We start from the raw sequence: 22,730 nt of genomic DNA on the forward strand, positions 1-22,730 counted from the left end.
GCAGGCGGGGGAAGTTCCGTTACGGCCGTGAACGGGACTTCCCCGCCTGCCGGTCAGCGGTAGGAGAAGCTCATCAGCACCGCCTTCAGCGTCTGGCCTTCGGCGCCCCAGTACCAGGCCTTCGCCGCGTCATCGTTGGCGAACGGCTCTCCGGTGAACAGCACGTCTGCGGCCAGGATGCGGTCGCCAAGCATGATGGGGGCGGCCTGGATCTTGCCGTCAGGTGATACGGGAAGTCCCGCAGTGAGCCCCATGCGGTACTGGACCGCTCCGTTGACATGATCAACATAGAACGACGAATGGGGCGTGGGAACGGTCCGGCCCACCAGGCCCGGCACGGGGTCCACCTCCAGGAGAAACCTCGCGGCTGGTCCGGCCCCGGCGTCGCCAACCTGGCTGTAGTAGATGTTGATCTGCTGCTTGCCGGCATCATCCAGCACGGTGGCTGTTTCCACCGAGGGTGATGTGGAAACCTGGTCGTGCTCCACACGCCAGCCTGCCGGGTGGGTGAAGGAAAGCCGGTCATCGGGGAAGGTGAAAGTCACTGGCGCCGCTGGTGACTGGATTGCCGGCGGGGGCGTTGCCGTTGCGGTTGCTGTAGCCGGGCCGGCGGAATTAGCCGCCACGCCGCCACTGGTCGAGCAGCCAGCAACGCAAAGCACGGCTGCGGTGAGGAGAAGCACGGCGCGCTGCGGGAGGCGCATGGGAATGCCTTTCAAGAGGACGCCATTGTTCTCTCGTGGAACAGCGCGGACCCAGCATCCCGCAGTACCTATGGGATTTATTCAGGCGAGGTGTGGTTGGTTATCCCAGATTGGCACAACGAAAACACCGGCCACCACTGCCGGGACAATAAATCCACCAATTTGTTATTCAGCGGATATTCCGCGGTGTCCGGTTACCGCAGGACGATATCCACCGGGTTCGCCTCCGACCGCCACACGCCCTCCTCGCCGGCCCGGGGACGGATCACCGGCGCGGTGAGGACACCGGAGCGGTTGGTGCGCCGGTCCCGGAGGATTTCGGTGACGGAGCCCAGGTGCCGGGACAGGTCGATCACGTTTTCAGGCGCGGCCAGCAGCAGCTGGAAACCGAATTCGTGCAGTGCCTTGATCCCGGCGCCGGCGAACTCCTCGGACGCGAGCACAAAGGCCTCGTCCATCATCACGGTGCCGTAGGTGGTGAAGCCCTGCTCGGCGATGCCCAACTGGTAGCTCAGGGCCGCGGCCATGATGAACGCGGTGAACCGTTGCCGCTCGCCGCCGGACATGGACCCGGTGTCGGCGTGCATGAACACCTCGGTCTTCTTGCCGCCACGCGGACCGGTGACTTCCCGGTGCTCCTTGCACTGGATGAACAGGTGCCCGCGCACGTCCAGCACCTCGGCCCGCCATCTTCGGTCCTCGGGCGCCTGGGAGCCAAGCCGCTTCACCAGCGTCTCCAGGGATTTGTAGCGGGCGGTGAGCTCGCCGTCGTCGTCCCCCTCAGCGCCGGATCCCTCCGCCCGGGCGGCCTCCGTTTTGGCGGCTGTGCCGGGCCTTCAGCGCGTTCTGGATGGCGTCCTTGAACTGCTTGGCCGTGGGCGGCAGTGTCTGTTTGATGTCCAGCTCCAGGTAGCTGCCTTCGTGGAAGTTCACCTGCGACAGGATGCCGTTCAGGGGCAGTATGCGGCTGGTGATGGAGCGGCGTTCCTCGTCCAGCAGGTGCAGCAGGGTGCTGAAGGACTCGTGCGTGCGCTGGTTGAAGAACTGGCGGAACTCCGCCTCCTGCGCGGGCAGGCCGTCGTTCACGATCGCGTGGTAGCGCGCCTCGAACTCGCTCGCCGCGCCGATGCTGGTGCCGTGGTCAGCAGAGATGGCGCTGCCCCACTCACGCACGAAGCCTTCGAAAATTCGGGTAAGCCGCTCCGCCGTCGACTGCCCCCGCGACTCCGCGGTGTGCAGTTCACCCAGCAGCGCGGTCCGCACCCGGTTGGCCAGGTTGTCCAGCTCGTGCATTTCCGTGATCTCGCCGAAGTCGGCGAAGTAGGGTTCCAGGGCTTTAACGGTGGCGTCCGACGGCGGCGCCTCGGCCAGGCGGTCACGCGCGGCTTCCAGCAGGCTGTCGGCAGCCGTCAGCTGGCGGTCGAGTGCCTTGTATTCGCTTTGCAGGACCGCTGCGGACTCGGTACTGGACTGGTGCTTGTGCCGGACTTCCTCGATGGTGGCGCGGAGCGGTTCCAGGTCCGCCTGTGCCGCCAGGGCATCCTTGAGCCGCTGCTCGATCCGCGCCAGCTCATCGGCGGCCACCGCGGCAGACACCTGTTCCCAGGGACGGTCGTCTTCCGCGATCCGGCGCAGTGCGTCAAGCTGCCGGCTCATGCCCTGGTGCGAATCCTCCCGGCTCTGCGCCAGTTCGGCGGCCTTGGCCACGTCCTGCCGGAGGTCCTCCACCTGCCCGGCCACGAGCTCCAGCTTGGCCGCATTGTCAAAGCCCAGGACGTAATCCTGGCGGCTGGTGAACCGGTCATCCTTCTCCACCGTGTGCCGGTTGCGCTTGACCACGCCGCCCAGGCTGAGGCCCTTGTCCAGGGCGGCCAGTTCGTCCGGATCCTCCACGCAGGGGTAGGCGAAGTCCAGGGCGATCCGCTCGCGGACCCACTCGCCGGCCTCAGCAGCCGCACCCGAGGCGAGGATGTCCAGCTTGGTGAGCAGGTCGCCGTCGCGCGCGTCCTCCACGGCGAGCGCACCGCCGGCCAGCGGCTTGGAGACATCCACTGCCCGCAGCGCGCCGCGGACGTTGTGGTCATTGAGGTAGCGGGTCACGGCGCCGAAGTGCTCGCCGGGAACCAGCAGGGTGGTGGCGAGGTTGCGGAGCGCACGTTCGGCAGCGGGGCGCCACCGTTCCTCCCCGTCGGCGAGGTCCATGAGCTCACCGGCGAAGGGCATGCGGTCCTCGGGGATGCCGGTTGCGGCGGCAATGGCGGCGCGGTTTTCGATGCTCGACGGCGGCAGCAGGGATTTGCGCGTCTTCAGCGAGATGAGTTCCTGCTCAGCCGCGGCCAGTTCGCGTTTCCGGGTGGCGTGCGCGTCGAACGCCTCGAACCGCAGCTCCTGCAGGGCCTGCGAATCATCCTTCAGCTCGGCGGACCGGACCGCCGCCTGCTCGTGTGCCTGCTCCCAGCCGGCGGCGCTCCACTCGAGCTGCAGGCCGGCGTCGGCCAGTGCCTGCTGGGCCGCCTCCTCCACCTGTTGCCTGAGTTTCAGGCCAACCCGGGCGTTCTCCAGCGACTGCTCGATGGCCGAGATCGCGTTGCCGCCCTGGTTGTTGTAGTCGGTTTCCAGCTGCCGCAGCTCCTTGGCCAGGCCGTCCCGGACCGCACGCTCGGCGCCGAGTTCCTTGGCCTTTGCCTGCGCCAGCTCGCGGAAACGGACCAGGGTCTTCTGGTGGACCGTGACGGCCAGCTGCTGCCGGTACGCCTCGAACTCCCCGCCCACCAGCTCACGGAGCCGGTTCGCGTCCAGCAGCGACTGCGCGTATTCCCGGTTCAGTCCCGGGACCGGAGCCAGCTGGTCCCGCTGCTGCCGGACGTCCTCGAGCCGCTGGCGGATCGACATCAGGTTGCTGAACTCCTCCACCACATCGTCAGCGGCGGCCAGCGTTGCCGGCGCGTCGAGGACCTGGTCGCGGAAGAAGGTGTTGACGCTGCCGCCGAGGCCCTTGCCGGCCTGGATGACGCGCAGCAGGGGCAGCGCCTGGTCCGAGCTGATCCCCAGCAGGCGCCGGAACCGCTCCGCGAACGCCTTGTGCACGTCGAACACCTGGGCGTGCGGGAAGAGCGCCTCCAGCGCGCCCTTGGTGAAGCGCTTGTCCGCGATGCCCTCCACCGCCTCAAGGTCCAGGGGCACGTTGTCGATCAGGTAGAACCGGCCGACGCTGGACTCGGTGCCGTTCTTGGGCAGGTCGAACAGCGCCGAGACCGTCACCCGCGTGCCGGCGGCGTTATCGAACGTCAGGGCGACGGCGGACCAGGTGGCACCCGGGCGCTGGAACGCGCTCGCCGAGCCCTCGCCCACGGCCTTGTCCCCCACCTTGCCGCGCATGTACGTGAAAGTGGTCCGCTTGTCCTCCACGGCACCCGAACGCTGCGCGGCGGCTTCGTTGGACCGTGGCCGGGCATCGAACACCCGCAGCATCGCATCGAAGAGCGTGGACTTGCCCACGCCGGAGTTGCCCGTCAGCAGGGTGCCGTTCCGGTCCACGTGCATCGTGTGCGCGCCGTGGAACGTCCCCCAGTTGACCACCTGCACCAAGGCAAGCCGCATCTGTCCCGGGTTGGTCACGTCCCCCAAGGGAAGCATGCTCGCGATTGTCACTGTCCTGCCTCCTTAGCTGTGGTTGGGAACGACGACAGCGCTGCTGCCCCCGCCCCTTCGCCGGGCAGCATTGGTCCCGCGGACCATGCGCCCCGCTCCGACAGGCCCGATGCCACTCCCGGGGCGGCAGCGCCGTCGTCGTCATTCTCGTCCCCACCTTGGGCGTCAAACTCCAACAGTGCTTCCGTGCCTGTGGGGTCCGCCGAGGCTGCTACCAGGGCCTCGATGTGGGCCGGGATGTCGCCGATGTTTTCGAACGGGAGGGCCAGGGGCAAGGCGTTGGAGATGGTGTAGACGTCATCCAGTCCGGTGGGGAGCAGGAGCTGGCGGGCCAGGAGCTTGGTGATGGCGCGGGTGACCACGTCGGAGTCGCGGAGGGCGTCCTGCTGGCCGGCGGGCTGGTAGTGCGCCACCAGGTCCGTGATTTCCTCGCGGGTGATGGTGGGGTCCGTCTGGGCCGTGACGTGCCGGTCCAGCAGCAGGCGCAGCCGGAGCAGCACGATGGTTTCCACCCGGCTGAGGGCGCGCTGCTGGCGCAGGATGCTGGACCGGGTGCTGCCGCCGATCACCTCCGGATCCACGGGGCGCAGGACGGCGATTTTCCGCTCATGGTCCAGCTGCAGGGTCAGGAACAGCTCGGAAAGGCGGCTGCGCAGGATCACCTGGTTGTCCAGCAGCACTGTCCAGAGCTTTTCGTCCCGGCCGCCGTCAATGTAGGGGCCCTTGAGGAGCTTCACCAGGGCCTGCCGCACCTTCATCGACAGGACTCCGGTGTCGCCGGGGAACAAGGCGGCTCCGTCGACGAAGGTGTCGCGGGGTGAAACAGGTCCGGGGTACCCAGCGCCCGGTGCCGTCCTGGTTTCAACCTGCTCAACCAACGACTCATCCAGGTGTTCTCCAGCCGGGGTTTCCGCGGACTCAACTACCGGCGTCGTGCTTTCCTCAGTCATCTGAATCCTTTGCGAGCGTGACCACCGGCAGGTAGGCCCTGCGGGTGGAGCCGTCTATCTGTTCGAAGTCCAGGCCATCCCAGGCGCGGCGGTCGAAGTCCGCCCCTGCGTGCAGGGCTTCCGAGAGGAGGGCGCGGATGGTGTTGATGTGCTGCTCTTCGGGCGGCAGCTGGTGCCAGGCATCGGCAAGGGTTGCAGCTCCTGCCATGGCCGCCCGGACTACCGCCGGTTTGGCCTTGCCGGTCCGCGGCGAGCGCACTCGGTCCGAGTCCGTGAAGGCGATGGGATCGGCCAGGCGGGGCGGTGCCGCGAACTCGTCGGGATCGAAAAGCTTCACCATGGACAGGGACTCGAAGCCGGCGTTGTAAAGGACCGGCCCGGGTACCAGGCCGGGGCGTTCCCGCTCGTACGGGAGGGAACGGATGGCCTGCTCCGCTTCCCGCAGGACCTGCCGCAGCCGGACCGACTGGCGGAAGTCGTCGCTCTGGACGTAGGTGTTGAGGCTTTCGCTGAGCTTGCCGTAGATGCGCTGGATCTGGCTGTGCTGCTGGCGGAGCTCGGCCACCAGGTTCTTCAACGTTTCCCGGTCGTCGGGCGAGAGGTCGTCGGCGAACTGGCGGCTCAGCACCTCGCCGATGGCCGACCGGAACCTCAGCTGCTGCTGCGGATCCTCCAGGAATGCCGTGAAGGACCGGAACGTCCTGCCCTCGGGACTTTGCCGAAGCCGCTTGTCGGCCTCCAGGACCTGCGCCATGGTGGCGCCCTTGGTCAGGGACTCCTCGATGATCTGGTTGCGGAGGCCGCCCACCAATTCCTCGATGCGGTCACGCATCTTCTTGTAGTCCGCGGGCAGGCTGGCCGCCAGGTCCAGGATGTTTCCGGCGGCCTCCACCGCTTCATCGTCATCCAGCAGGCCGTCAAACTCGCCCGTACTGATGTCCTGGATGAGCTGCTGCCGCTCTTCGATTTCCTCTTCCAGGGCCTCAAGCCGGGCGCTCTGGTCCGGGTTCGTTTCGTTGGCGAGCTTCTCCACGTCGCCCAGCAGGGTGCCCAGGCGGGAGCCGTTCAGGGTGGAACGTTCGCTGGAGAGGCTGTCCAGGAAGGCGAGCACGCGCGCTGCCGGCTCGGTTGCCTCATAAACGATCTGGCCTGACTGGTTGCGGCGGGTCAGGAACTGCCGCCGGGTCCATTCGTCGCCGAAAGCCTTTCCGTTGGCCCCTCCCCCCAGCCCGGGATCCTGGCGGCGGAGCTCCTCAAGGAAGGAGTCGACGTCGGCATGGAATTCCTCGAGCGGAACCTGCGGCCGGGTGCGGGTGAAGGAAGCCTGGAGCACCGCAATCACCCACGGCGCCGAACGGGTCAGGGCCCAGGCAGGCCCCTTGGTGAGGAGTTCGAGGTCCCGGAGCCGGGCGCTGATGGCGTCAGCGGATGACCTGGCGGAGCGGGGCACACACTCTCCTTGGGCTGGTGGGCGGGGGCTGGGCAGGGGGTGCCCGAAGTGGACGGACCGGAAAACTGCCAACTACAAGGTTAACGCAGGCCGCCGCGACCGCTTCGTGACCTACCTGCGGGTAGTGTTTCAATCCCGTATCAACAGTCACATCAGCCCCATCCAGCACTGGCTGGGGAGGCATCCGTCCCCCTACGCTTCTGCTACTGGTCTTCGCCACCGCAGTCTTATGCACAGCAACGTCGCAGCAGGGGGATTCATGCAGTTCGATCTAAGCTCAGTGGAAACGTCAACTTTGGTCTTCATTGGGACACTGGTATTTGGTGCATTATTGGCCGCCTTCGTCCTCACGGCCGGGCTGGTTGCCCTGGTAGTGCTGGGGGCAGGGAAGCTCACCTGGATGGTGGTGGCCAATACCCTGATGGCGGTGGTCCACGGAATCAACTCCGCCTGGGACAGGCTGGTCCACCGCGCCTCGGCCGTCGAGCTTCCCGGCGATTTCCAGCCCCAGCCATCCCCTAGCACCGGAACCTACCCGCGGGTAATCTTGAGGGACAGCTGAAGGGTTCTCCAACCCGGCGGATCCATGGCTACACCGGCCAATCCGGCCAAGGAGATAACCCATGACCTCCGCAACTGACAGCCAGGCCAAAGACGCCCCGGCTGAAGAAACCCCCGTCCCCGCCGGAAACATCGGCGCCGGTGCTACCGCCGAAGATGCCCGGGCCGTCGCCGAGGCCGCCCGGGAAACAGGCTGGGACCGCCCCAGCTTCGCCAAGGGCCTCTATCTGGGCAATTTCGACCTGGACCTGGTCCACCCGTGGCCCGCCGCGGACCCCGCCTCCGTGGACCGGGGCGAGGCGTTCATGTCCCGCCTCACCGAGTTCGCAAAAACCATGTCCGGCCGCGTCATCGAACGGGATGCGAAGATTCCGGACGAGTACATCAAGGGCCTGGCGGACCTGGGTGTCTTCGGGATGAAGATCCCGGAGGAGTACGGGGGGCTGGGCCTCTCCCTGGTGTACTACGGCCGGGCCCTCGCCCTGCTGGGCAGCGTGCACCCCAGCCTTGGTGCCCTCATCTCCGCCCACCAGTCCATCGGCGTGCCGGAGCCCGTCAAAGTCTTCGGCACGCCCGAACAGAAGCGCGAGTACCTGCCGCGGTGTGCCGCAGGCGCCGTCACGGCCTTCCTCCTCACCGAACCGGACGTGGGGAGCGACCCTGCCCGCCTGGGCAGCACCGCAACGCCAACGGACGACGGCGACGCGTACCTTTTGGACGGCGTGAAACTTTGGACCACCAACGGCGTAATCGCCGAACTGGTGGTGGTCATGGCGGTGGTCCCGGCGCACACCGATCCTGACGGCACCCGGCACAAGGGCGGTATCAGCGCCTTCGTGGTGGAGATGGATTCTCCCGGCATCACGGTGGAGAACCGCAACGCGTTCATGGGCCTGCGCGGCATCGAGAACGGCGTGACCCGCTTCCACCAGGTCCGGGTGCCCGCCGCCAACCGGCTGGGCCGCGAGGGCCAGGGCCTGAAGATCGCGCTCACCACGCTCAACACCGGCCGCCTTGCGCTGCCCGCGCTGTGCGTGGCGTCCGGGCGATGGAGCCTGAAAATCGCCCGGGAATGGTCCAATGCGCGCACCCAGTGGGGCAGACCCGTGGGCGAACACGAGGCCGTGGGCAAGAAAATTGCCTTCATCGCGGCCTCGGCCTTTGCCCTGGACGCCGTATTTGAACTGTCCGCCGAACTTGCCGATGCCGGGCAGAAGGACGTCCGCATCGAAGCGGCGCTCGCAAAGCTTTGGGCCACGGAGATCAGCTGCCGGATCGCCGACGAGCTGGTCCAGATCCGGGGCGGGCGGGGATTCGAAACGGCCGAGTCACTGGCCGCCCGCGGGGAACGTGCAGTGCCGGCGGAGCAACAGCTGCGGGACCTCCGCATCAACAGGATCTTCGAAGGTTCCTCCGAAATCATGCGGCTGCTGATTGCACGGGAAGCCGTGGACGCGCACCTTGCCGCCGCGGGCGATCTTGCCTCCCTGGATGCGAGCCTGGCCGACAAGGCAAAGGCCGCCGTCGGCGCTTCCGGCTTCTACGCCAAGTGGCTGCCCAAGCTGGTGGCGGGGGCCGGCATGGACCCCCGCTCGTATGGTGAGTTCGGCAGGCTGGCCAGACACCTTCGCTTCGTTGAACGCTCGTCGCGGCGGCTGGCGCGGCAAACCTTCTACGGCATGGGCCGGTGGCAGGCCAAGCTCGAACGCAAGCAGGCGTTCCTGGGCCGCGTCGTGGACATCGGCGCGGAACTGTTTGCCATGACAGCGTGCTGTTCCCGGGCCGAGATGCTCCTCAAGACCTCCCCTGACAAGGCCGCCGGCGCCTATGAGCTCGCCGACGCTTATTGCGAGCAGGCGAGGGTGCGCGTGGACGAATACTTCGACCAGCTGTGGCGCAACACGGACGACGCCGACCAAACACTGACGCGCAAGGTCCTCGCCGGCGATTATGAATGGCTGGAAGTGGGGGTCCTGGACCAGTCCGAAGGCACCGGTCCCTGGATCGCAGATGCTTCCCCGGGACCTTCCGCCAAAGAGGACCTTCACCGGAAGTACCGGTAAAACCGCAGGTCACAAAATAGTAAGCACGCTTGCTATCACCCGGGGCGGGTGGTTGAGTTGAGCCATGAGCAGCTCAACGGACCCAGAGAACCTGCCTCCCCGCCGTGCCCGGGAGGATGAAACCACCCGGGGCGGAAGCCACCGGGAAGCAGCCGCGGATGATGCCGCCACGCGTTCGATGGACCAGGCACCGGTTCGCCCAAGGGACCGCGACCGGGACGTGGACCGGGACTACGTGGCGCCGACGGCGGAGCGGACGTATGAACCCGCCCCGACTACGGCGACACCTGGGGTGGCGCCCGTGGCGGACCCAACGCTGGCAAACCGGGAAACCGCCGTGGCGCGCCAGAAGGAGCGGTTCGGGGGCATCAAGGTTGGCTCTGCCTTCTTTGGCTGGCTGACCGCCACCGGCATGGCCGTCCTGCTGACCGCACTGGTGGCAGCAGCCGGGACCGCCGTGGGCCTTGCCAGCAACACGGACGTCAACCAGGCCGTGAACCAGGCGGCGCAGAACAGCGGCACCGTTGGACTGGTGGGAATCATTGTTCTACTGGTGATCCTGTTCCTCTCCTATTACTGCGGCGGCTACGTGGCAGGCCGGATGGCGCGCTTCAACGGCGCCAAGCAGGGGCTCATGGTGTGGGTGTGGGCGTTGATCGCGGCCATCGTGGTGGCCGTGCTGGGACTCGTGGCGGGGCAGCAGTTCAACGTCCTGGCCAACCTGAACAGCTTTCCGCGCATCCCGATCAATGAGGGACAGCTCACCACCACCAGCATCATCGCCGCGGTCGTCGTTGCCGTGGTGGCCCTCGTGGGTGCGGTGCTGGGTGGCCTGGCGGGCATGCGGTTCCACCGGAAGGTTGACCGTGCCGGGTTCACCCCGGACAGCGAGTTTTACGACGACGAGGAGTAGTCAGGCGAGGATGTCGCCGTCCACGTACAGCCAGTGTCCGCCCTCCCGGACGAACCGGCTGTTCTCATGAAGGACGCCGCGCTCCTTGCCGTGCCGGTAGAACGCCTTGAATTCCACGGTCCCTTCCGCGTCGAAGGGGCCGCCGTTCCCGGTGGCCACGATGTCCAGGCGGCGCCATTCCATGGCAGGGTCCAGGTCCAGGGCTGCCGGCGCGGTGGACGGATGGTGTGTGCGCAGCAGGTAGGCCTCGTCCAGCAAGGCAAAGGCGCTGTACCGGGACCGCATCAGCTGTTCCGCCGTTGCGGCCTCCGCCCTGCCGGAATGGAACCGGCCACAGCACGCCGCGTAGGGATCTCCGGACAGACATATGCAGTTTGCGGAATCTATTGATGCGGTCACCCGGCGATGCTGTCACATCGGGTAACAGCTTCGCTACAACCTGGCACCGCGCCCTGCCCACCCGGGCACGGCCGGACAAAAATCCGTATGGTGGAGAAGGAACTTTGCGCCCGGCCCTGTGCGCCGGACGCAGGCCCAGGATGTGGATGTTGGCCAGAGAGGAGAAGACGTGGAGAACCCGGACACCCTCGTCCTCAACCTGACCTTCCTGGGCACGATGGGCGTGGCTCTCCTGATGTTCCTGGTCCTCTTCCTGCTCGGAGTTATTACCCTGGTCCTCGCGGGTTTGGGGCGCCTCACGGCCGTCGTGCTGATGACGCTGCTCGGGCGGGCGCCAGGCAAACGGGATTCCGCCGGTTTCGTAAGCACACCCGCCCAGCAGGTGCACCCCCGGATGACGTTCCGGGAACGTGCCGCCGCGCTGAAGCCGGACCGCCTGAAAGACTCGCTGCGCACCGCCGTCGTACGCCATCCGAAACTTGCCGCAGCCCGCCCTGAACCGCAGGTCCTCGCCGAAGACTGGGCCTCCGCTGTGGCGGAGGCTGACAAGCGCGCCCAGGCCAGGGCGCGCGCGGCTGCGCCGGAAATCAAACTGTCCGTGCGGGATCTTCCGGATCCGGCCGTGCCTGCGGACAAGGTCTCCGAGGTAGCACCGCTGGTGGAATCCGCCCTGCACAACCACCGGCCGCCGCACGAGATGCCGCGGTCCTTCAAGAAGCCCCAGCCGCTGCATCCGATGCCGCCGCTGGACACCGGGTCCCTCGTTTCCCTGGTAAGCCCGCAGCAGGTGCTCAAGGAGCAGGCCAAGGAGAATGGCTAAGCCCTTACCTCGGGCAACCATGTGGGTTAGCGTGAACACATGGAATTCAGATACCTCGGAAACAGCGGCTTCAAAGTCTCGGAAATTACGTTCGGCAACTGGCTGACCCACGGCTCCCAGGTGGAAAACGACGTCGCAACCCAGTGCGTGCGCGCGGCCCTCGATGCCGGCATCAGCACCTTCGACACGGCGGACGTCTACGCCAACACGGCCGCGGAAACCGTCCTGGGCCAGGCCCTGAAGGATGAGCGCCGCGAGTCCCTGGAAATATTCACCAAGGTTTTTGGCCCCACCGGCCCCAAGGGCAAGAACGATCTTGGCCTGTCCCGCAAGCACATCATGGAATCCATCAACGGTTCGCTGCGCCGGCTGCAGACCGACTACGTGGACCTCTACCAGGCCCACCGCTACGACTTCGAAACACCGCTGGAAGAAACCATGCAGGCGTTCGCGGACATCGTCCGGCAGGGCAAGGCGCTGTACATCGGCGTGAGTGAATGGACCGCGGAACAGCTCCGCGAGGGCCACAGGCTGTCCAGGGAACTGGGCTTCCAGCTCATCTCCAACCAGCCGCAGTACTCCATGCTCTGGCGCGTGATCGAGGCCGAGGTGGTCCCGGCGTCGGAAGAGCTGGGCGTGTCCCAGATTGTCTGGTCGCCCATGGCCCAGGGTGTCCTCAGCGGCAAGTATTTGCCCGGCCAGCCCGCCCCCGAAGGCAGCCGCGCCACGGATGAAAAGGGCGGCGCCAAAATGATCCAGCGGTGGATGCGCGACGACGTCCTGGCAGCCGTGCAGGAACTGAAGCCGATTGCCCAGGAAGCCGGGCTCACCATGCCGCAGCTCGCTGTGGCATGGGTGCTGCAGAACCCCAACGTGGCGTCCGCCATCGTGGGCGCCTCCCGTCCCGAGCAGATTGCCGACAGCGTGGGCGCGGCCGGCGTGAAGCTGGAGGCGGAGGTCCTCAAGCGGATCGACGACGCCGTCGGTGGCCTCGCCGAACGCGACCCCGCACAGACCAAGTCGCCGGCCACCCGGGAAGCCTAAGTGGCGTCCCCGACGGAACTGCCGGACCTGCCGGACCTCGCTGTCACCGGATCCACCGGAGGCCTGGGCGGAATGGTGGCACGGCAACTTGCCGCGTCCGGTTTCGCCCAGCGCCTGCTGGTGCGCGACGCCGCACGAGCCCCGCAGCTGGATGATGCGCATCCGGTGGTGTGTTCCTACGGGGACGGCGCCGCCTCCCGCCAGGCGCTGGACGGCGCGAAAGTCCTGTTCATGGTGTCCGCCGCCGAGGCCGAAGACCGGCTGCAGCAGCACTACGCATTCGTGGACGCTGCTGCGGCTGCCGAGGTGGAGCACGTGGTGTACACCTCCTTCTACGGGGCGGCACCGGATGCCACCTTCACCCTGGCCAGGGACCACTACGCCACGGAGGAGCGGATCAAGGCGTCCGGGATGGCGTACACCTTCCTGCGCGACAACTTTTACCTCGACTTCCTGCCGTTGATGACCGGCGACGACGGCGTGATCCGGGGTCCTGCCGGGGATGGCGTTTTCTCCGGGGTAGCCCGGGAGGACGTTGCCCGCAGCGCCCACGCCGTGCTGCGGGATCCTGCCATCCACAAGGGCAAGACCTACCACCTGACCGGCCCGGAGGAACTGAGCATGGCGCAGGCCGCCGAGGTGCTGAGCGCCGGCACGGGGCGGACGGTGCGCTACCAGCCGGAGACGGTGGAGGAAGCCTACGCGTCCCGGGCTTCCTACGGCGCCCCGCAGTGGCAGCTGGACGCGTGGGTCAGCACCTATACGGCGATGGCGGCGGGCGAGATGGCAGGGCTTTCGCCGGATGTGCATGGACTGACCGGGCAGGACCCCATCAGCCTGGCCGAGTTCCTGACCCGGCCGGTGCTGTAGCCCGGTTAATTTCATTGACGGGCGGGTTGGCCCGGCGTAGACCTGTGGCGGGGGGCCTTTAGTCCGCCGAGCAGAATCGCACCGCCATGAATCCCAGCAACCAACAGTCCACCCGGCAGGAGTAAGCACACGCTCCGGCGCCGGCTGCAGAGCCTTCCTCCGGCCCGCTCACCCAGGAGGAACTGCAGCTCGCCGCCCGCAACCATTCCATGCCGCTGGAGGCACTGCGCCGCGAGGTCACGCCGCCCGGACTCCATTACGTCCTCACGCACTTCGACATTCCCGACCTGGACGTTTCCTCCTGGCACCTGCGGATCGGCGGTGCGGTGGAACGTGCCCTTGAGCTGAGCATGGCCGCGCTTCGCCGCGACCCGGCCATCACTGTGCCCGTCACCCTTGAGTGCGCGGGCAATGGCAGGTCGCTCCTTGAGCCGCGGCCCCTCAGCCAACCCTGGGTCCTGGAGGCGGTGGGGACCGCACAGTGGACCGGTGTGCCGCTTGCCTATCTCCTGGGCAAGGCCGGTGTGCTGCCGGACGCGGCGGAGGTGGTGTTCACCGGGGCCGATGCCGGGGTGCAGGGCGGCGTCCCCCAGCGCTACGCACGCAGCCTGCCGATTCGCGAGGCCCTGCGTCCCGACGTCGTCCTTGCCTACAAAATGAACGGAGCCGTTCTGCCGCCGCAGCATGGTTACCCGCTGCGGCTGGTGGTCCCGGGCTGGTACGGGATGGCCAGCGTCAAGTGGCTGGAGTCCATCGAGGTGGCCAGGGCGCCGTTCACCGGGTTCCAGCAACAGGTTGCCTACCGCTACCAGAGCTCCGCGGACGACGGCGGGAGCCCGGTTTCGCGGATCAGGGTGCGTTCGTTGATGGTCCCGCCCGGTGTCCCGGACTTCTTCACCCGGCGGCGTTTCCTCCGTGCGGGCCCGGTGATGCTGGAGGGCCGGGCATGGTCCGGGGAAGGTGCCGTGACCGCTGTCGAGGTGGGGATTGACGGCACCTGGTTGCCAGCCCACCTGGATAAGCCTGCAGGTGGTTTCGCGTGGCGGAGGTGGAGCCTGCCCTGGGTCGCGGACCCGGGCGAACACGTCCTGGCCTGCCGCGCCACGGACATTACCGGTGCCACCCAGCCGCTGGAGCAGAACTGGAACTACCAGGGAATGGGCAACAACGTGGTGCAGCGGGTCAACGTGACGGTGGAATGAAGGCGGTCTTCACAACATGCTTGCCGGCAGCATGACGAGCACCACCAGGGCCAGGATGGACAACCCGACAACAGCGGGGCTTACCACAAGCATCCACGAAGTGGCCGGGTACCCGCGGTAACCCCTGCCGCGCAATGTACTCATCCAAAGCGCCCCGTAGATGATGCTGGCAATCACGTAGGGAAGGCCCAGAGCGGGAAGTGCCAATCCAACCCAGACGATCCCCTGCAGGAAGGCCACAGTGCTGTCATGGTACAGATCGCCTCCGACCCTCGATGTGGCCATCGTCAGCAGAAGCAACAGGAGCAGGAGCAGGATGCCGGCCAGGACCAGCAGGGTTGTGCGGAAGGCCCGGGCCCAGCCCGGCAATGGCGGCTTCTGCATGGAGCCTTGCCGGGAAAGGACATAGTCGTGCTGGTACGGGCTGTGGGGCTCCACGGTGCTCTCTTCCTGGCGGGTCTTCACAGTTTTGCATGAAGAGCGGCATGGGGTGACGCCTGCGGGGCTATACTCGGTGCCAATCATGACCAGCCTCCCATCCGCTCCCGCCAGTGTCCGAATCGATGCGTGGCTGTGGGCCGTCCGCGCCTACAAGACCCGGTCTGCCGCCACTGCAGCCTGCCGCGCAGGGCATGTCCGGCTGAACGGCAACCCCTCCAAGGCTTCGGCAACGCTGGTGACCGGTGATACCGTCACGGTCCGCATGCCAGGGTACGAGCGCATCCTTGAGGTGCGGCGGCTCATTGCCAAACGCGTGGGGGCCGAGGCTGCGTCGCACTGCTTCACCGACCACACTCCCCCGCGGCCCGTCCTTCCGGCGCTTGGGTTGCCGCAGCGCGACCGGGGCGCCGGACGGCCCACCAAGAAGGACCGCCGCGAGATGGAGCGGTTGCGGGGCCCTGCCTAGCGGACGTGCTGCCGCGTCAGGCACCCGCCTTGGTGCGTGCCTGCACCAGGTTGGCGAACGGCAACCGGCCATATTCCTCCACGAAGGCAGCGTGGTAACCCGCTTCCGTGCTGCTCAGCTGGCCGTCCGGAAGTTCCTTCCACGCAACGGCCAGTGATCCCGCGTCGGCGAGCTGCCAGATAAGCCGCCCGTCCCAGTGGCCGGGCGGCTTTCCTTGCCCAAAGTCAACGAACTCCTGGATCTGGCGCCTAAGCCCCCGGTTACCCTTGCTTCCGGGTCCGGCCTTTCCCACGTAGAGAACGACCGCGGCGTCCACCCATTCGGTGGCCAACACGGCTTCGGGGAGGGAAGGGTCCTTCTTCTTGAAGACTCCGGCGGTGCTTTTCGTGAGAAAGCGCGCCTGGAAATCTTCCGGCGCAATGACGGCGAAGAGGCCTGTGCCCTGCGGAATCCTCATGGTTTCGAGGTTTCGGATAGGCCGGAATCCGGCGAAGCCTTCGACCTTCAGGCCCTTCCTGGTGAACTGCATAATTCATTGAACAGCATGGCCCGGGCCGTTGCTGCGTTTGCGTTTTCCACATAGGGACTTTGGGTGGCCGGGATTGTCACACCCCGGTGGAAGACTTTGGTCATGGAAGCGGTTTTGGAATCGGCGTCAGTACAGCAGGGGGTGCGGTGCGCCGAACCTTCCGCTGTTGGTGCCACGCCATACCCGCCCGCCGCACCTTCCATAGGGGATGTCCTGATCCTGCTCGCGCGCGTTCCGGTCCCTGCGGATGGTGCGGAAATGATCGATCAGATTCGTGGGTTGGAGGACCTGAAGTCGCTGGCGGGTGCCCGGCAGGCTGATACTGCTGTTGCGTTTGATTTATCCCAGCGGCGGGAGCAGGCCGATGCCGGGGTCCCGGCCGACGGGCAGGGCGCCGGGGTCGCGGCGCAGATCGCGTTGGCCCGGCGTGAATCCCCGGCCCGGGGTTCCCGGCTGCTGGGCCTGGCCAAAACGTTGGTAAGCATGCCGCACACGTTCGAGGCGTTCCGGGCCGGTTTGTTGAATGAGTGGCGGGCCACCCTGATCGTGAAGGACACCATCTGCCTGTCGGCCCAGGACCGGGCCGCGGTGGATGAAGAACTCGCCGCCGACACCGGAGCCCTGGACGGCCTGGGAGACCGCGCCGTCATCGCCGCGGTCCGCGCCGCCGCGTACCGGCGGGACCCCGCCTCGGTCGCGAAGCTCGCCAGCCGGGCCGTGGCCGAGCGGTGCGTGAGCCTGCGCCCGGCCCCGGACACCATGACCTACCTGACCGCGCTGCTCCCCGCCGCCCAGGGCGTCGCCGCCTACGCCGCATTATGCCGGGACGCCGACACCGCCCGAAGCGGCGGGGATGATCGGTCCCGGGGGCAGGTCATGGCGGACACCCTCGTCGAACGCGTCACCGGCACCCCCGGCGGAATCAGCGGGGTTCAGATCCAGCTCGTCATGACCGACCGCACCCTCCTCCACGCCGACACCGAACCCGCACGGCTGCCCGGCTACGGCACCATCCCCGCCGAACAGGCACGAAACATCGCCCTCACAGCTCCCGGTGACAACGACCTCAACCTCTGGGTGCGCCGGCTATACACCGCCCCCGGCGCCGGTGAGCTGGTGGCGATGGACTCCACAGCCCGGCTCTTCCCCGCAGCACTGAAACGCTTCCTGCAGATCCGGGACAACACCTGCCGGACCCCCTACTGCGACGCCCCCATCAGGCACCACGACCATGTCACCGCCTGGCACCACCGCGGACCCACCACCATCGGAAACGGCCAAGGCCTCTGCGAAGCCTGCAACCACACCAAAGAAACACCAGGATGGGCCGCACGAACCATCCCCGGCCCACGCCACACCGTGGCAACCACCACCCCAACCGGCCACACCTACCACTCCACAGCACCACCACTCCCCGGCACCCCACCTGCAGGAATCGCACGGTCATGCAGCTCTCAGGAACGGCGGCTAGCCTTGGCGCGTGCCACCCCTTGAGATCCTTGTTTCTTCCTGGCAGTTCGACTGGGCCGCCGCGGCTTTCGCCGCCGTGGCCGGCGTTCTGTACGGGTGGGGAATGCGGTCAGCCGCGCGCCGGGGCCGGGGCTGGCCGGTGTGGCGGGCGGTGGCGTTTTACGTCCTTGGCCTGGGCTCATTCATTGTCCTCACCTGTGGGTTCACCGGGGTTTACGGGGGGCAGCAACGGTGGGCCTTCACCATCAAAATATCCCTGCTGCTCTTTGTCGTCCCGCTGCTGATCGGCCTGGGCAAACCCCTAACCCTGGCGCGGGCAGCACTGCCGGCCATGGGCACAGCAGGCTTGGACAAGGTCCTGTCCAGCAGGCCCGTACGGTTCGTCAGCAATTCATTTGGCGCACCCCTGCTGGGTCTGGCCCTCTTCTCCACGTTCCTCACGCCGGCCTTCTTCACGCTGCGGACCGACCCCCTGGCAGGCGCCCTCCTCACGGTTGGCGTACCGCTGCTGGGCATGCTGATGGCACTGCCGATCATCGAAGAGTCCGACTTCCAGCGCTCCAGCGCCTACCTGACCCTTGAATTCATGTTCGTGTTCATCGAGTTGCTGATCGACGCGGTCCCCGGCATCCTGCTGAGCCTCAACGGCCAGGTGCTCGATCACGTGATGTCCGTTCCCAATCCTCAATGGTGGTTCCGGGATGCTCTCCAGGACCAGCAGTTCGCAGGAAATTTACTGTGGTTCATCTGCGAGGTACTGGATCTGCCGTTGATCATCCTCATGTTCGTCCGCTTCTCACGCAGCGACAAGCGGGAAGCAGGCGCCTTCGACGAACTGACCGACGAGCAGTTCGACGAACTTCAAAACCAGCACCTGCGTGGGCGGCAGTAACCAGCCCACGCCCGCTGCCCGGCCCCGGGAAGGGTAGTGCGAAATTCGGTGTGCCCACCCTTTCCCGGGGAAGCGTAGAGTGACATAGGACGCCTGATTCTGGACGCCTCGCTGCCAAGGGAGAAATCGTGACGATTGATTGGGACGAAAAAAAGGCCCTGCTACAGGAACCGAATATCGCGAAGGTAACCCAACTTTGCGATGAGCTGATGGAAAAAAAGCCCGGTTCCACTGTCCCCTATATCGACCCCGTCCACGACGAGGACGAATGCAGGATCATCAGCCTCCAGGCCAGCCCCGGCAAAGGGACCGAGTCCGGATTTGTCTCCCACAACAACGACGACGAAGCTGCCCGTCGCGCCACGCAGATCTATGAGCTGGCCGAGCTGGACCCCCGCTACGTCATGCCCTGGAATGCATACCCCTGGGTGCGTGAGAGCGGCAGCCCCTCTGCGCTGAGTGTCCAGGAAAAGACCGATGGGCTCCGCCCGTTCCGCCAGTTCCTGAAGATCAATTCCCGTGTTTCGGCCATCATCGCGCACGGCACGGACGCGTCCACGTTCCTGACGCTCTTTGAGAAGACCTATCACTCATCGCTGAAGAACAGCGGCATCAAAATCTACAAGGCCTCCGCCCTCGGCGGCAGGGCCTTTGCTGTTTCCGAGGCCAAGCAGGAAGAGCTTCTCGCCAAGAGCGTCGAAACCTACCGTGATGCGATGCAGCGGGCGGGCATCCAGCACCTGTAGACCGCGCTTTACTGTATGAACGAAAAACTGCGCGCACCTTGAGCCTCTCTTGATGAGTCCTTGCTTCTCCATCTCCAGCATTAGTGGAGTAAACACTCAGGATTCTCCGAGGTAGAGCATTCGATCGGCCTCGTTTCCTGAAACTGGGGGAACTTGGCATGAAGAAACTGATAATTGCATCGCTGGCGGCCACTGGCCTGGTCGCAGGATCATTCGCTGCGGGTGCAGCTGCCAACGCCGGCACCGGCACCGTGGTGCGCGTGGTCGACGGGGATACGGTGGTGGTTTCCATCAACAATGGCGATCACACCATTCGGTTGCTGAATATTGACACCCCTGAAACCAAGGATCCGAACCAACCCGTCGAATGCCTCGGACCGGAGGCCTCAAAGTACCTTGAGGGCCTGCTCCCGAAGGGAACCCAGGTCAGACTCGAGTTCGACGCCGAGCGCCACGACAAGTACGGCAGGACTCTCGCAGGAGTCTTCACAGCCGACGGGTCCCTGGTCAATGCCAAAATTGCGCAGCAGGGACTGGGGATCCCGGTCGAGTACGGCGGCAACAGAAAATTCCTCCCGCCTGTAACAGCCGCATACGAAGAGGCCAGAGCGGCTAAGGCCGGGCTCTTCTCCGAGAGCATTGGCTGTACCCTTCCGGCTCAGTTGGCTGACACAACGAAGGGGCTGGAAACCGCCACCGCGGCTTCACCAGCAACAACATCTGCCGCGGCGGGTACGGCCGCAGGCGTACTCGCAGCCAAGGTGGCCGCGGCGAAGGCACTGCGAAAGGTCCTCAACGGGGACAAAGCAACGGAGCGCGCCCTTCTGTGGGCAGGGCTTTCAACTGCCGTGTTGGCCAAGCACGTATCAAATCTGGATAAGAAAATCACCGCCGCAGAAACGAAGGCGGAAGATACGAAGGCCCTGAAAGCCACCTTGGCCGCGGCAGAGAAGAAAGCCGAGGAGGAGCGTGTGGCGGCTGAAGCAAGGGCGGCTGCCGACCGCAAGGCAGCAGAGGAACGGGCTGCGGCAGAGAAGAAGGCAGCAGACGAGGCTGCTGCGGCCGCGGCTGCAGCAAAAGCTGAAGCCGATGAAGCAGCCCGGAAAGCGGCAGCTGAGGCAGAACGTCTACGCAATCTGCCCGTGCCAGCACCAAACCCGGCACCATACGTTGCGCCAGCCCCGCAAACGTACGTTCCGCCTGCACCCTCCACCAAGTACACTGGGCCGCGCTGCTACGCGCCCGGCGGCAAAACGTGGAGGCCCTGCTGACCATGGCGGACCGCTTCGGTGAGAACCGAGAGCCGGACTGTCAGGGATTTTTCAGGAGCACGTGGGCATACTCGTAGGTACCCTGACCGGCGAAAGAACCAGGCTGAACCTTGACGTCCCACACCCACCGTTCCCCCGAGGCGGCATCCCCAGCAGAGGCTGCGGCCGTACGTATGGCGGCCCTCCCCCAGCTCCGGCACTGGATTGCCGTGCCGGTCACGGCGGCTGTCCTGATCGTGGCTGCCGGCCTGGCGCTGCGGTTTATTCCCGCGCTGACATCCGCAGATATGTCCGTGGATGCCGAGCTGAGCCATGATCACACGGCGCCGCTGACGGGTGTGGCCATGTTCATCAATGTGGTGTTCAGCCCGGCAGGCGGCGTGCTGATGATCGCCGCCCTGTGCCTGTACCTGCTGCTGGTACGCCGCAGCCCCGTGAATGCGGTGGCCACGGGCTTAGTGGCGGCCGGTGGCTGGGTCAGCAGCGAACTGTTCAAAGTACTCGTGGCCAGGCACCGGCCGGACTCCACCGCCCTGTTCAACCCGCTGATCCCCGAACCGGGAACGGACAGCTTCCCGAGCGGACATGTGGCGCTGGCCTCCGCGCTGGCCATCGCCGTCTTCCTGCTGGCCCGCGGCACCAAGTGGCAGCGGCCCGCGGCCATCCTCGGGATCGTCGTGGCGGTTGCCGTCGCATTCTCCCGCGTCTACCTCGGCGTGCACTATCCAACAGATGTCACGGCGTCCTTCCTCACCGCAGCAACCGGTGCGGCGTTCCTGACGGGCTTGTGGAACCGGTTCGGCCTGGCGCTGCTGGCCCGCATACCCTTCCTGGCGAAGCTCGGCCCCGTCCCGGCGCCCCGAGCCTGATCCACTGCCATGACGGGCTTCATTGACGGACTCCTGAACGTCAGCCCGCTCGTGGCGTACATCGCCGTCTTTTGCCTGGTGTTCGCGGAGGACGCCTTGTTCGTAGGCTTCGTCATCCCCGGCGAAACCGCTGCCGTCCTCGGCGGAGTGGTGGCCAGCCGGGGCGAAGTGCAGCTGGGCACCATGATGGCCTTGGTGGTGGCCGCGGCCGTCATTGGCGACAGCGTGGGATACGAGGTGGGCAAGCACCTGGGCGCCCGGCTCATGAAGACAAGGCTGCTGGCCCGCCACTCCGGCAGGCTGGAAAACGCGCAGGACTTCCTCCGGCGCAGAGGCGGGTCCGCCGTGTTCCTGGGCCGCTTCACCGCCTTCTTCCGCGCCGTCATGCCCGCCCTGGTAAGCACGTCCCGGATGCCCTACGGCCGCTTCATCGCCTACAACGCTGCGGGCGGCGTGGCCTGGGGCGTCGGCTTCGTCCTGCTGGGCTTCCTCGCAGGCAACTCCTACGAGACCGTGGCCCAGGCAGTGGGCCGGGACCTCGCCGTCGTGATCGCCTTAGTGGCAGTGGCGGCACTCATCGCCTGGCATGTCCGTTCACGACGGCGGCAGCAACGGCGGCGCACGGCCAACCAGCGGCAGGACAATGCCCCGAATTCATAGGAGGGTTTGACAGCAACTGTGACCAGTGCCATATTTAAGGCGTGAACCTGTCAGACAGCCGGACAGCAGGACAGCCTGCATCGTTCCGTCCCCTTGCCCGGCTGAGCGCTGCCGAGGCGGTGTTCAACGCCATCCGCCAGGACATCGAATCGGGCAGCATCCCGGTGGGGAGCAAACTCAGCTCGGAGGCCACCCTTTCGCAGCAGTACGGAGTAAGCCGCTCGGTGATCCGGGAAGCCCTCCGCTCCTGCACCGCCCTGGGCCTGACGGTAACCCGGACCGGCAAGGGCACCTTTGTCATTGCCAGCAAGGTGGCCAACGACCTCACCTTGGGCCAGTACTCCGCCCGTGACCTTACCGAAGCCCGCCCCCACATCGAAATTCCCGCCGCCGGACTTGCCGCAGAGCGTCGAACGGAGGAGGAACTGGACACCCTCCGCCACATCATGGGTGCCATGGCCACCGAAACGGATCCCGAATCCTGGGTAGCCATGGACTCCAGCTTCCACGCCACCATCGCCCGTGCCAGCGGCAACAAAGTGTTCGCAAGCGTCGTGGCTGACATTCGGGACGCGCTGGCGCATCAATCCGAGACGCTGAACATGGTGGCGGACCGCCAGCATGCCTCCGATATTGAACACCAGCAGATCCTTGCCGCCATCGAGACCGGTTCCGCGGAGGAGGCCCGCGCTGCCATGGCCCACCACCTGGAAGCCGTGGGCGTGGCCCTGGACTCCATCCTCAACAGCTAACAAGATC

21 protein-coding genes and 1 pseudogene are annotated in these 22,730 nt (G+C 66.3%); 15 read left to right on the forward strand and 7 right to left on the reverse strand.

The features are described 5' to 3' along the window. Positions 1-53: 53 nt before the first annotated feature. The 4 genes and pseudogenes from NMQ03_RS19925 to NMQ03_RS19940 form a co-directional block, all read right to left on the reverse strand. Positions 54-545: a hypothetical protein gene (locus tag NMQ03_RS19925; protein WP_255173644.1), complete on the reverse strand. Its 492-nt coding sequence runs from the start codon at positions 543-545 to the stop codon at positions 54-56. Positions 546-898: 353 nt separating this feature from the next. Continuing rightward, positions 899-4,355, reverse strand: a pseudogene (locus tag NMQ03_RS19930) (ATP-binding protein). Then, positions 4,352-5,305, reverse strand: a complete 954-nt coding sequence (locus NMQ03_RS19935; RefSeq protein ID WP_255173645.1) for a DUF4194 domain-containing protein — start codon at positions 5,303-5,305, stop codon at positions 4,352-4,354. Before NMQ03_RS19935 ends, NMQ03_RS19930 begins: the two are co-directional and overlap by 4 nt. Beyond that, positions 5,298-6,755 (reverse strand): DUF3375 family protein, encoded by a 1,458-nt coding sequence (locus NMQ03_RS19940; RefSeq protein WP_255173646.1) that lies wholly within the window; start codon positions 6,753-6,755, stop codon positions 5,298-5,300. Before NMQ03_RS19940 ends, NMQ03_RS19935 begins: the two co-directional genes overlap by 8 nt. Positions 6,756-7,014: 259 nt before the next feature. Between NMQ03_RS19940 and NMQ03_RS19945 the strand changes: the two genes are divergently transcribed. The 3 genes from NMQ03_RS19945 (at position 7,015) to NMQ03_RS19955 (ending at position 10,292) form a co-directional block, all read left to right on the forward strand. Next, the gene (locus NMQ03_RS19945) at positions 7,015-7,317 is read left to right on the forward strand and encodes a hypothetical protein (protein ID WP_255173647.1); all 303 of its coding nucleotides are present in this window, start codon (positions 7,015-7,017) and stop codon (positions 7,315-7,317) included. A gap of 61 nt (positions 7,318-7,378) precedes the next feature. Next, the gene (locus NMQ03_RS19950; RefSeq protein WP_255173648.1) at positions 7,379-9,379 is read left to right on the forward strand and encodes an acyl-CoA dehydrogenase family protein; all 2,001 of its coding nucleotides are present in this window, start codon (positions 7,379-7,381) and stop codon (positions 9,377-9,379) included. Positions 9,380-9,443: 64 nt separating this feature from the next. Then, a complete protein-coding gene (locus NMQ03_RS19955) occupies positions 9,444-10,292 on the forward strand; it encodes a TIGR04086 family membrane protein (protein ID WP_255173649.1) in 849 nt (282 codons plus the stop codon). Here NMQ03_RS19955 and NMQ03_RS19960 read toward each other — a convergent pair whose 3' ends face one another. Then, the gene (locus NMQ03_RS19960; RefSeq protein WP_255175680.1) at positions 10,293-10,661 is read right to left on the reverse strand and encodes a YchJ family protein; all 369 of its coding nucleotides are present in this window, start codon (positions 10,659-10,661) and stop codon (positions 10,293-10,295) included. A 199-nt stretch (positions 10,662-10,860) separates the two neighbouring features. On the opposite strand from NMQ03_RS19960, the gene NMQ03_RS19965 reads away from it, so the two are divergent. From NMQ03_RS19965 to NMQ03_RS19980, 4 genes are all read left to right on the forward strand, one after another. Beyond that, on the forward strand, positions 10,861-11,511 hold the full coding sequence (locus NMQ03_RS19965) for a hypothetical protein (RefSeq protein ID WP_255173650.1): 651 nt from the start codon (positions 10,861-10,863) through the stop codon (positions 11,509-11,511). 39 nt (positions 11,512-11,550) lie between these two features. After that, entirely contained in the window at positions 11,551-12,555 is a 1,005-nt protein-coding gene (locus NMQ03_RS19970; protein WP_255173651.1) for an aldo/keto reductase family protein, read from the forward strand. After that, the gene (locus NMQ03_RS19975; protein ID WP_255173652.1) at positions 12,556-13,425 is read left to right on the forward strand and encodes an NmrA family NAD(P)-binding protein; all 870 of its coding nucleotides are present in this window, start codon (positions 12,556-12,558) and stop codon (positions 13,423-13,425) included. A gap of 209 nt (positions 13,426-13,634) precedes the next feature. Next, on the forward strand, positions 13,635-14,627 hold the full coding sequence (locus NMQ03_RS19980; RefSeq protein WP_255173653.1) for a sulfite oxidase: 993 nt from the start codon (positions 13,635-13,637) through the stop codon (positions 14,625-14,627). A 9-nt stretch (positions 14,628-14,636) separates the two neighbouring features. On the opposite strand, the gene NMQ03_RS19985 is transcribed toward NMQ03_RS19980, so the two are convergent. Beyond that, positions 14,637-15,065: a hypothetical protein gene (locus NMQ03_RS19985; protein ID WP_255173654.1), complete on the reverse strand. Its 429-nt coding sequence runs from the start codon at positions 15,063-15,065 to the stop codon at positions 14,637-14,639. Positions 15,066-15,150: 85 nt separating this feature from the next. Between NMQ03_RS19985 and NMQ03_RS19990 the strand changes: the two genes are divergently transcribed. Next, positions 15,151-15,534, forward strand: a complete 384-nt coding sequence (locus NMQ03_RS19990) for an RNA-binding S4 domain-containing protein (RefSeq protein ID WP_142070227.1) — start codon at positions 15,151-15,153, stop codon at positions 15,532-15,534. Between the two features lie 16 nt (positions 15,535-15,550). Here NMQ03_RS19990 and NMQ03_RS19995 read toward each other — a convergent pair whose 3' ends face one another. Next, entirely contained in the window at positions 15,551-16,063 is a 513-nt protein-coding gene (locus tag NMQ03_RS19995) for a hypothetical protein (protein ID WP_255173655.1), read from the reverse strand. A gap of 201 nt (positions 16,064-16,264) precedes the next feature. On the opposite strand from NMQ03_RS19995, the gene NMQ03_RS20000 reads away from it, so the two are divergent. The 7 genes from NMQ03_RS20000 to NMQ03_RS20030 all read left to right on the forward strand — a co-directional run bounded on the left by NMQ03_RS20000 (position 16,265) and on the right by NMQ03_RS20030 (position 22,723). Then, positions 16,265-17,557, forward strand: coding sequence for an HNH endonuclease signature motif containing protein (locus tag NMQ03_RS20000; RefSeq protein ID WP_255175681.1), 1,293 nt, complete (start codon positions 16,265-16,267; stop codon positions 17,555-17,557). Further along, a complete protein-coding gene (locus NMQ03_RS20005) occupies positions 17,544-18,425 on the forward strand; it encodes a cytochrome c oxidase assembly protein (protein WP_255173656.1) in 882 nt (293 codons plus the stop codon). The genes NMQ03_RS20000 and NMQ03_RS20005 overlap by 14 nt, the downstream gene beginning before the upstream one ends. A 209-nt stretch (positions 18,426-18,634) precedes the next feature. Next, positions 18,635-19,171 carry a uracil-DNA glycosylase gene (locus tag NMQ03_RS20010; protein WP_236560681.1) on the forward strand — a complete coding sequence of 179 codons (537 nt, stop codon included), beginning with the start codon at positions 18,635-18,637 and terminating at the stop codon, positions 19,169-19,171. Between the two features lie 260 nt (positions 19,172-19,431). Beyond that, positions 19,432-20,442 carry a thermonuclease family protein gene (locus tag NMQ03_RS20015; RefSeq protein ID WP_255173657.1) on the forward strand — a complete coding sequence of 337 codons (1,011 nt, stop codon included), beginning with the start codon at positions 19,432-19,434 and terminating at the stop codon, positions 20,440-20,442. 110 nt (positions 20,443-20,552) lie between these two features. Next, positions 20,553-21,311, forward strand: a complete 759-nt coding sequence (locus tag NMQ03_RS20020) for a phosphatase PAP2 family protein (protein WP_255173658.1) — start codon at positions 20,553-20,555, stop codon at positions 21,309-21,311. A gap of 9 nt (positions 21,312-21,320) precedes the next feature. Then, positions 21,321-21,971, forward strand: a complete 651-nt coding sequence (locus tag NMQ03_RS20025) for a DedA family protein (protein WP_255173659.1) — start codon at positions 21,321-21,323, stop codon at positions 21,969-21,971. Between the two features lie 41 nt (positions 21,972-22,012). Continuing rightward, on the forward strand, positions 22,013-22,723 hold the full coding sequence (locus NMQ03_RS20030; RefSeq protein ID WP_255173660.1) for a FadR/GntR family transcriptional regulator: 711 nt from the start codon (positions 22,013-22,015) through the stop codon (positions 22,721-22,723). Positions 22,724-22,730: the final 7 nt, after the last annotated feature.

It is taken from the genome of Arthrobacter sp. DNA4, assembly GCF_024362385.1.
Lineage (GTDB): Bacteria > Actinomycetota > Actinomycetes > Actinomycetales > Micrococcaceae > Arthrobacter.

Coding starts and splice junctions, on each gene's coding strand:
- NMQ03_RS19995 (WP_255173655.1), bottom strand. CDS start 16,063: ATGCAGTTCACCAGGAAGGGCCTGAAGGTCGAAGGCTTCGCCGGATTC.
- NMQ03_RS19970 (WP_255173651.1), top strand. CDS start 11,551: ATGGAATTCAGATACCTCGGAAACAGCGGCTTCAAAGTCTCGGAAATT.
- NMQ03_RS20010 (WP_236560681.1), top strand. CDS start 18,635: ATGGAAAAAAAGCCCGGTTCCACTGTCCCCTATATCGACCCCGTCCAC.
- NMQ03_RS19990 (WP_142070227.1), top strand. CDS start 15,151: ATGACCAGCCTCCCATCCGCTCCCGCCAGTGTCCGAATCGATGCGTGG.
- NMQ03_RS19945 (WP_255173647.1), top strand. CDS start 7,015: ATGCAGTTCGATCTAAGCTCAGTGGAAACGTCAACTTTGGTCTTCATT.
- NMQ03_RS19980 (WP_255173653.1), top strand. CDS start 13,635: ATGCCGCTGGAGGCACTGCGCCGCGAGGTCACGCCGCCCGGACTCCAT.
- NMQ03_RS20025 (WP_255173659.1), top strand. CDS start 21,321: ATGACGGGCTTCATTGACGGACTCCTGAACGTCAGCCCGCTCGTGGCG.
- NMQ03_RS19935 (WP_255173645.1), bottom strand. CDS start 5,305: ATGACTGAGGAAAGCACGACGCCGGTAGTTGAGTCCGCGGAAACCCCG.
- NMQ03_RS19955 (WP_255173649.1), top strand. CDS start 9,444: ATGAGCAGCTCAACGGACCCAGAGAACCTGCCTCCCCGCCGTGCCCGG.
- NMQ03_RS19950 (WP_255173648.1), top strand. CDS start 7,379: ATGACCTCCGCAACTGACAGCCAGGCCAAAGACGCCCCGGCTGAAGAA.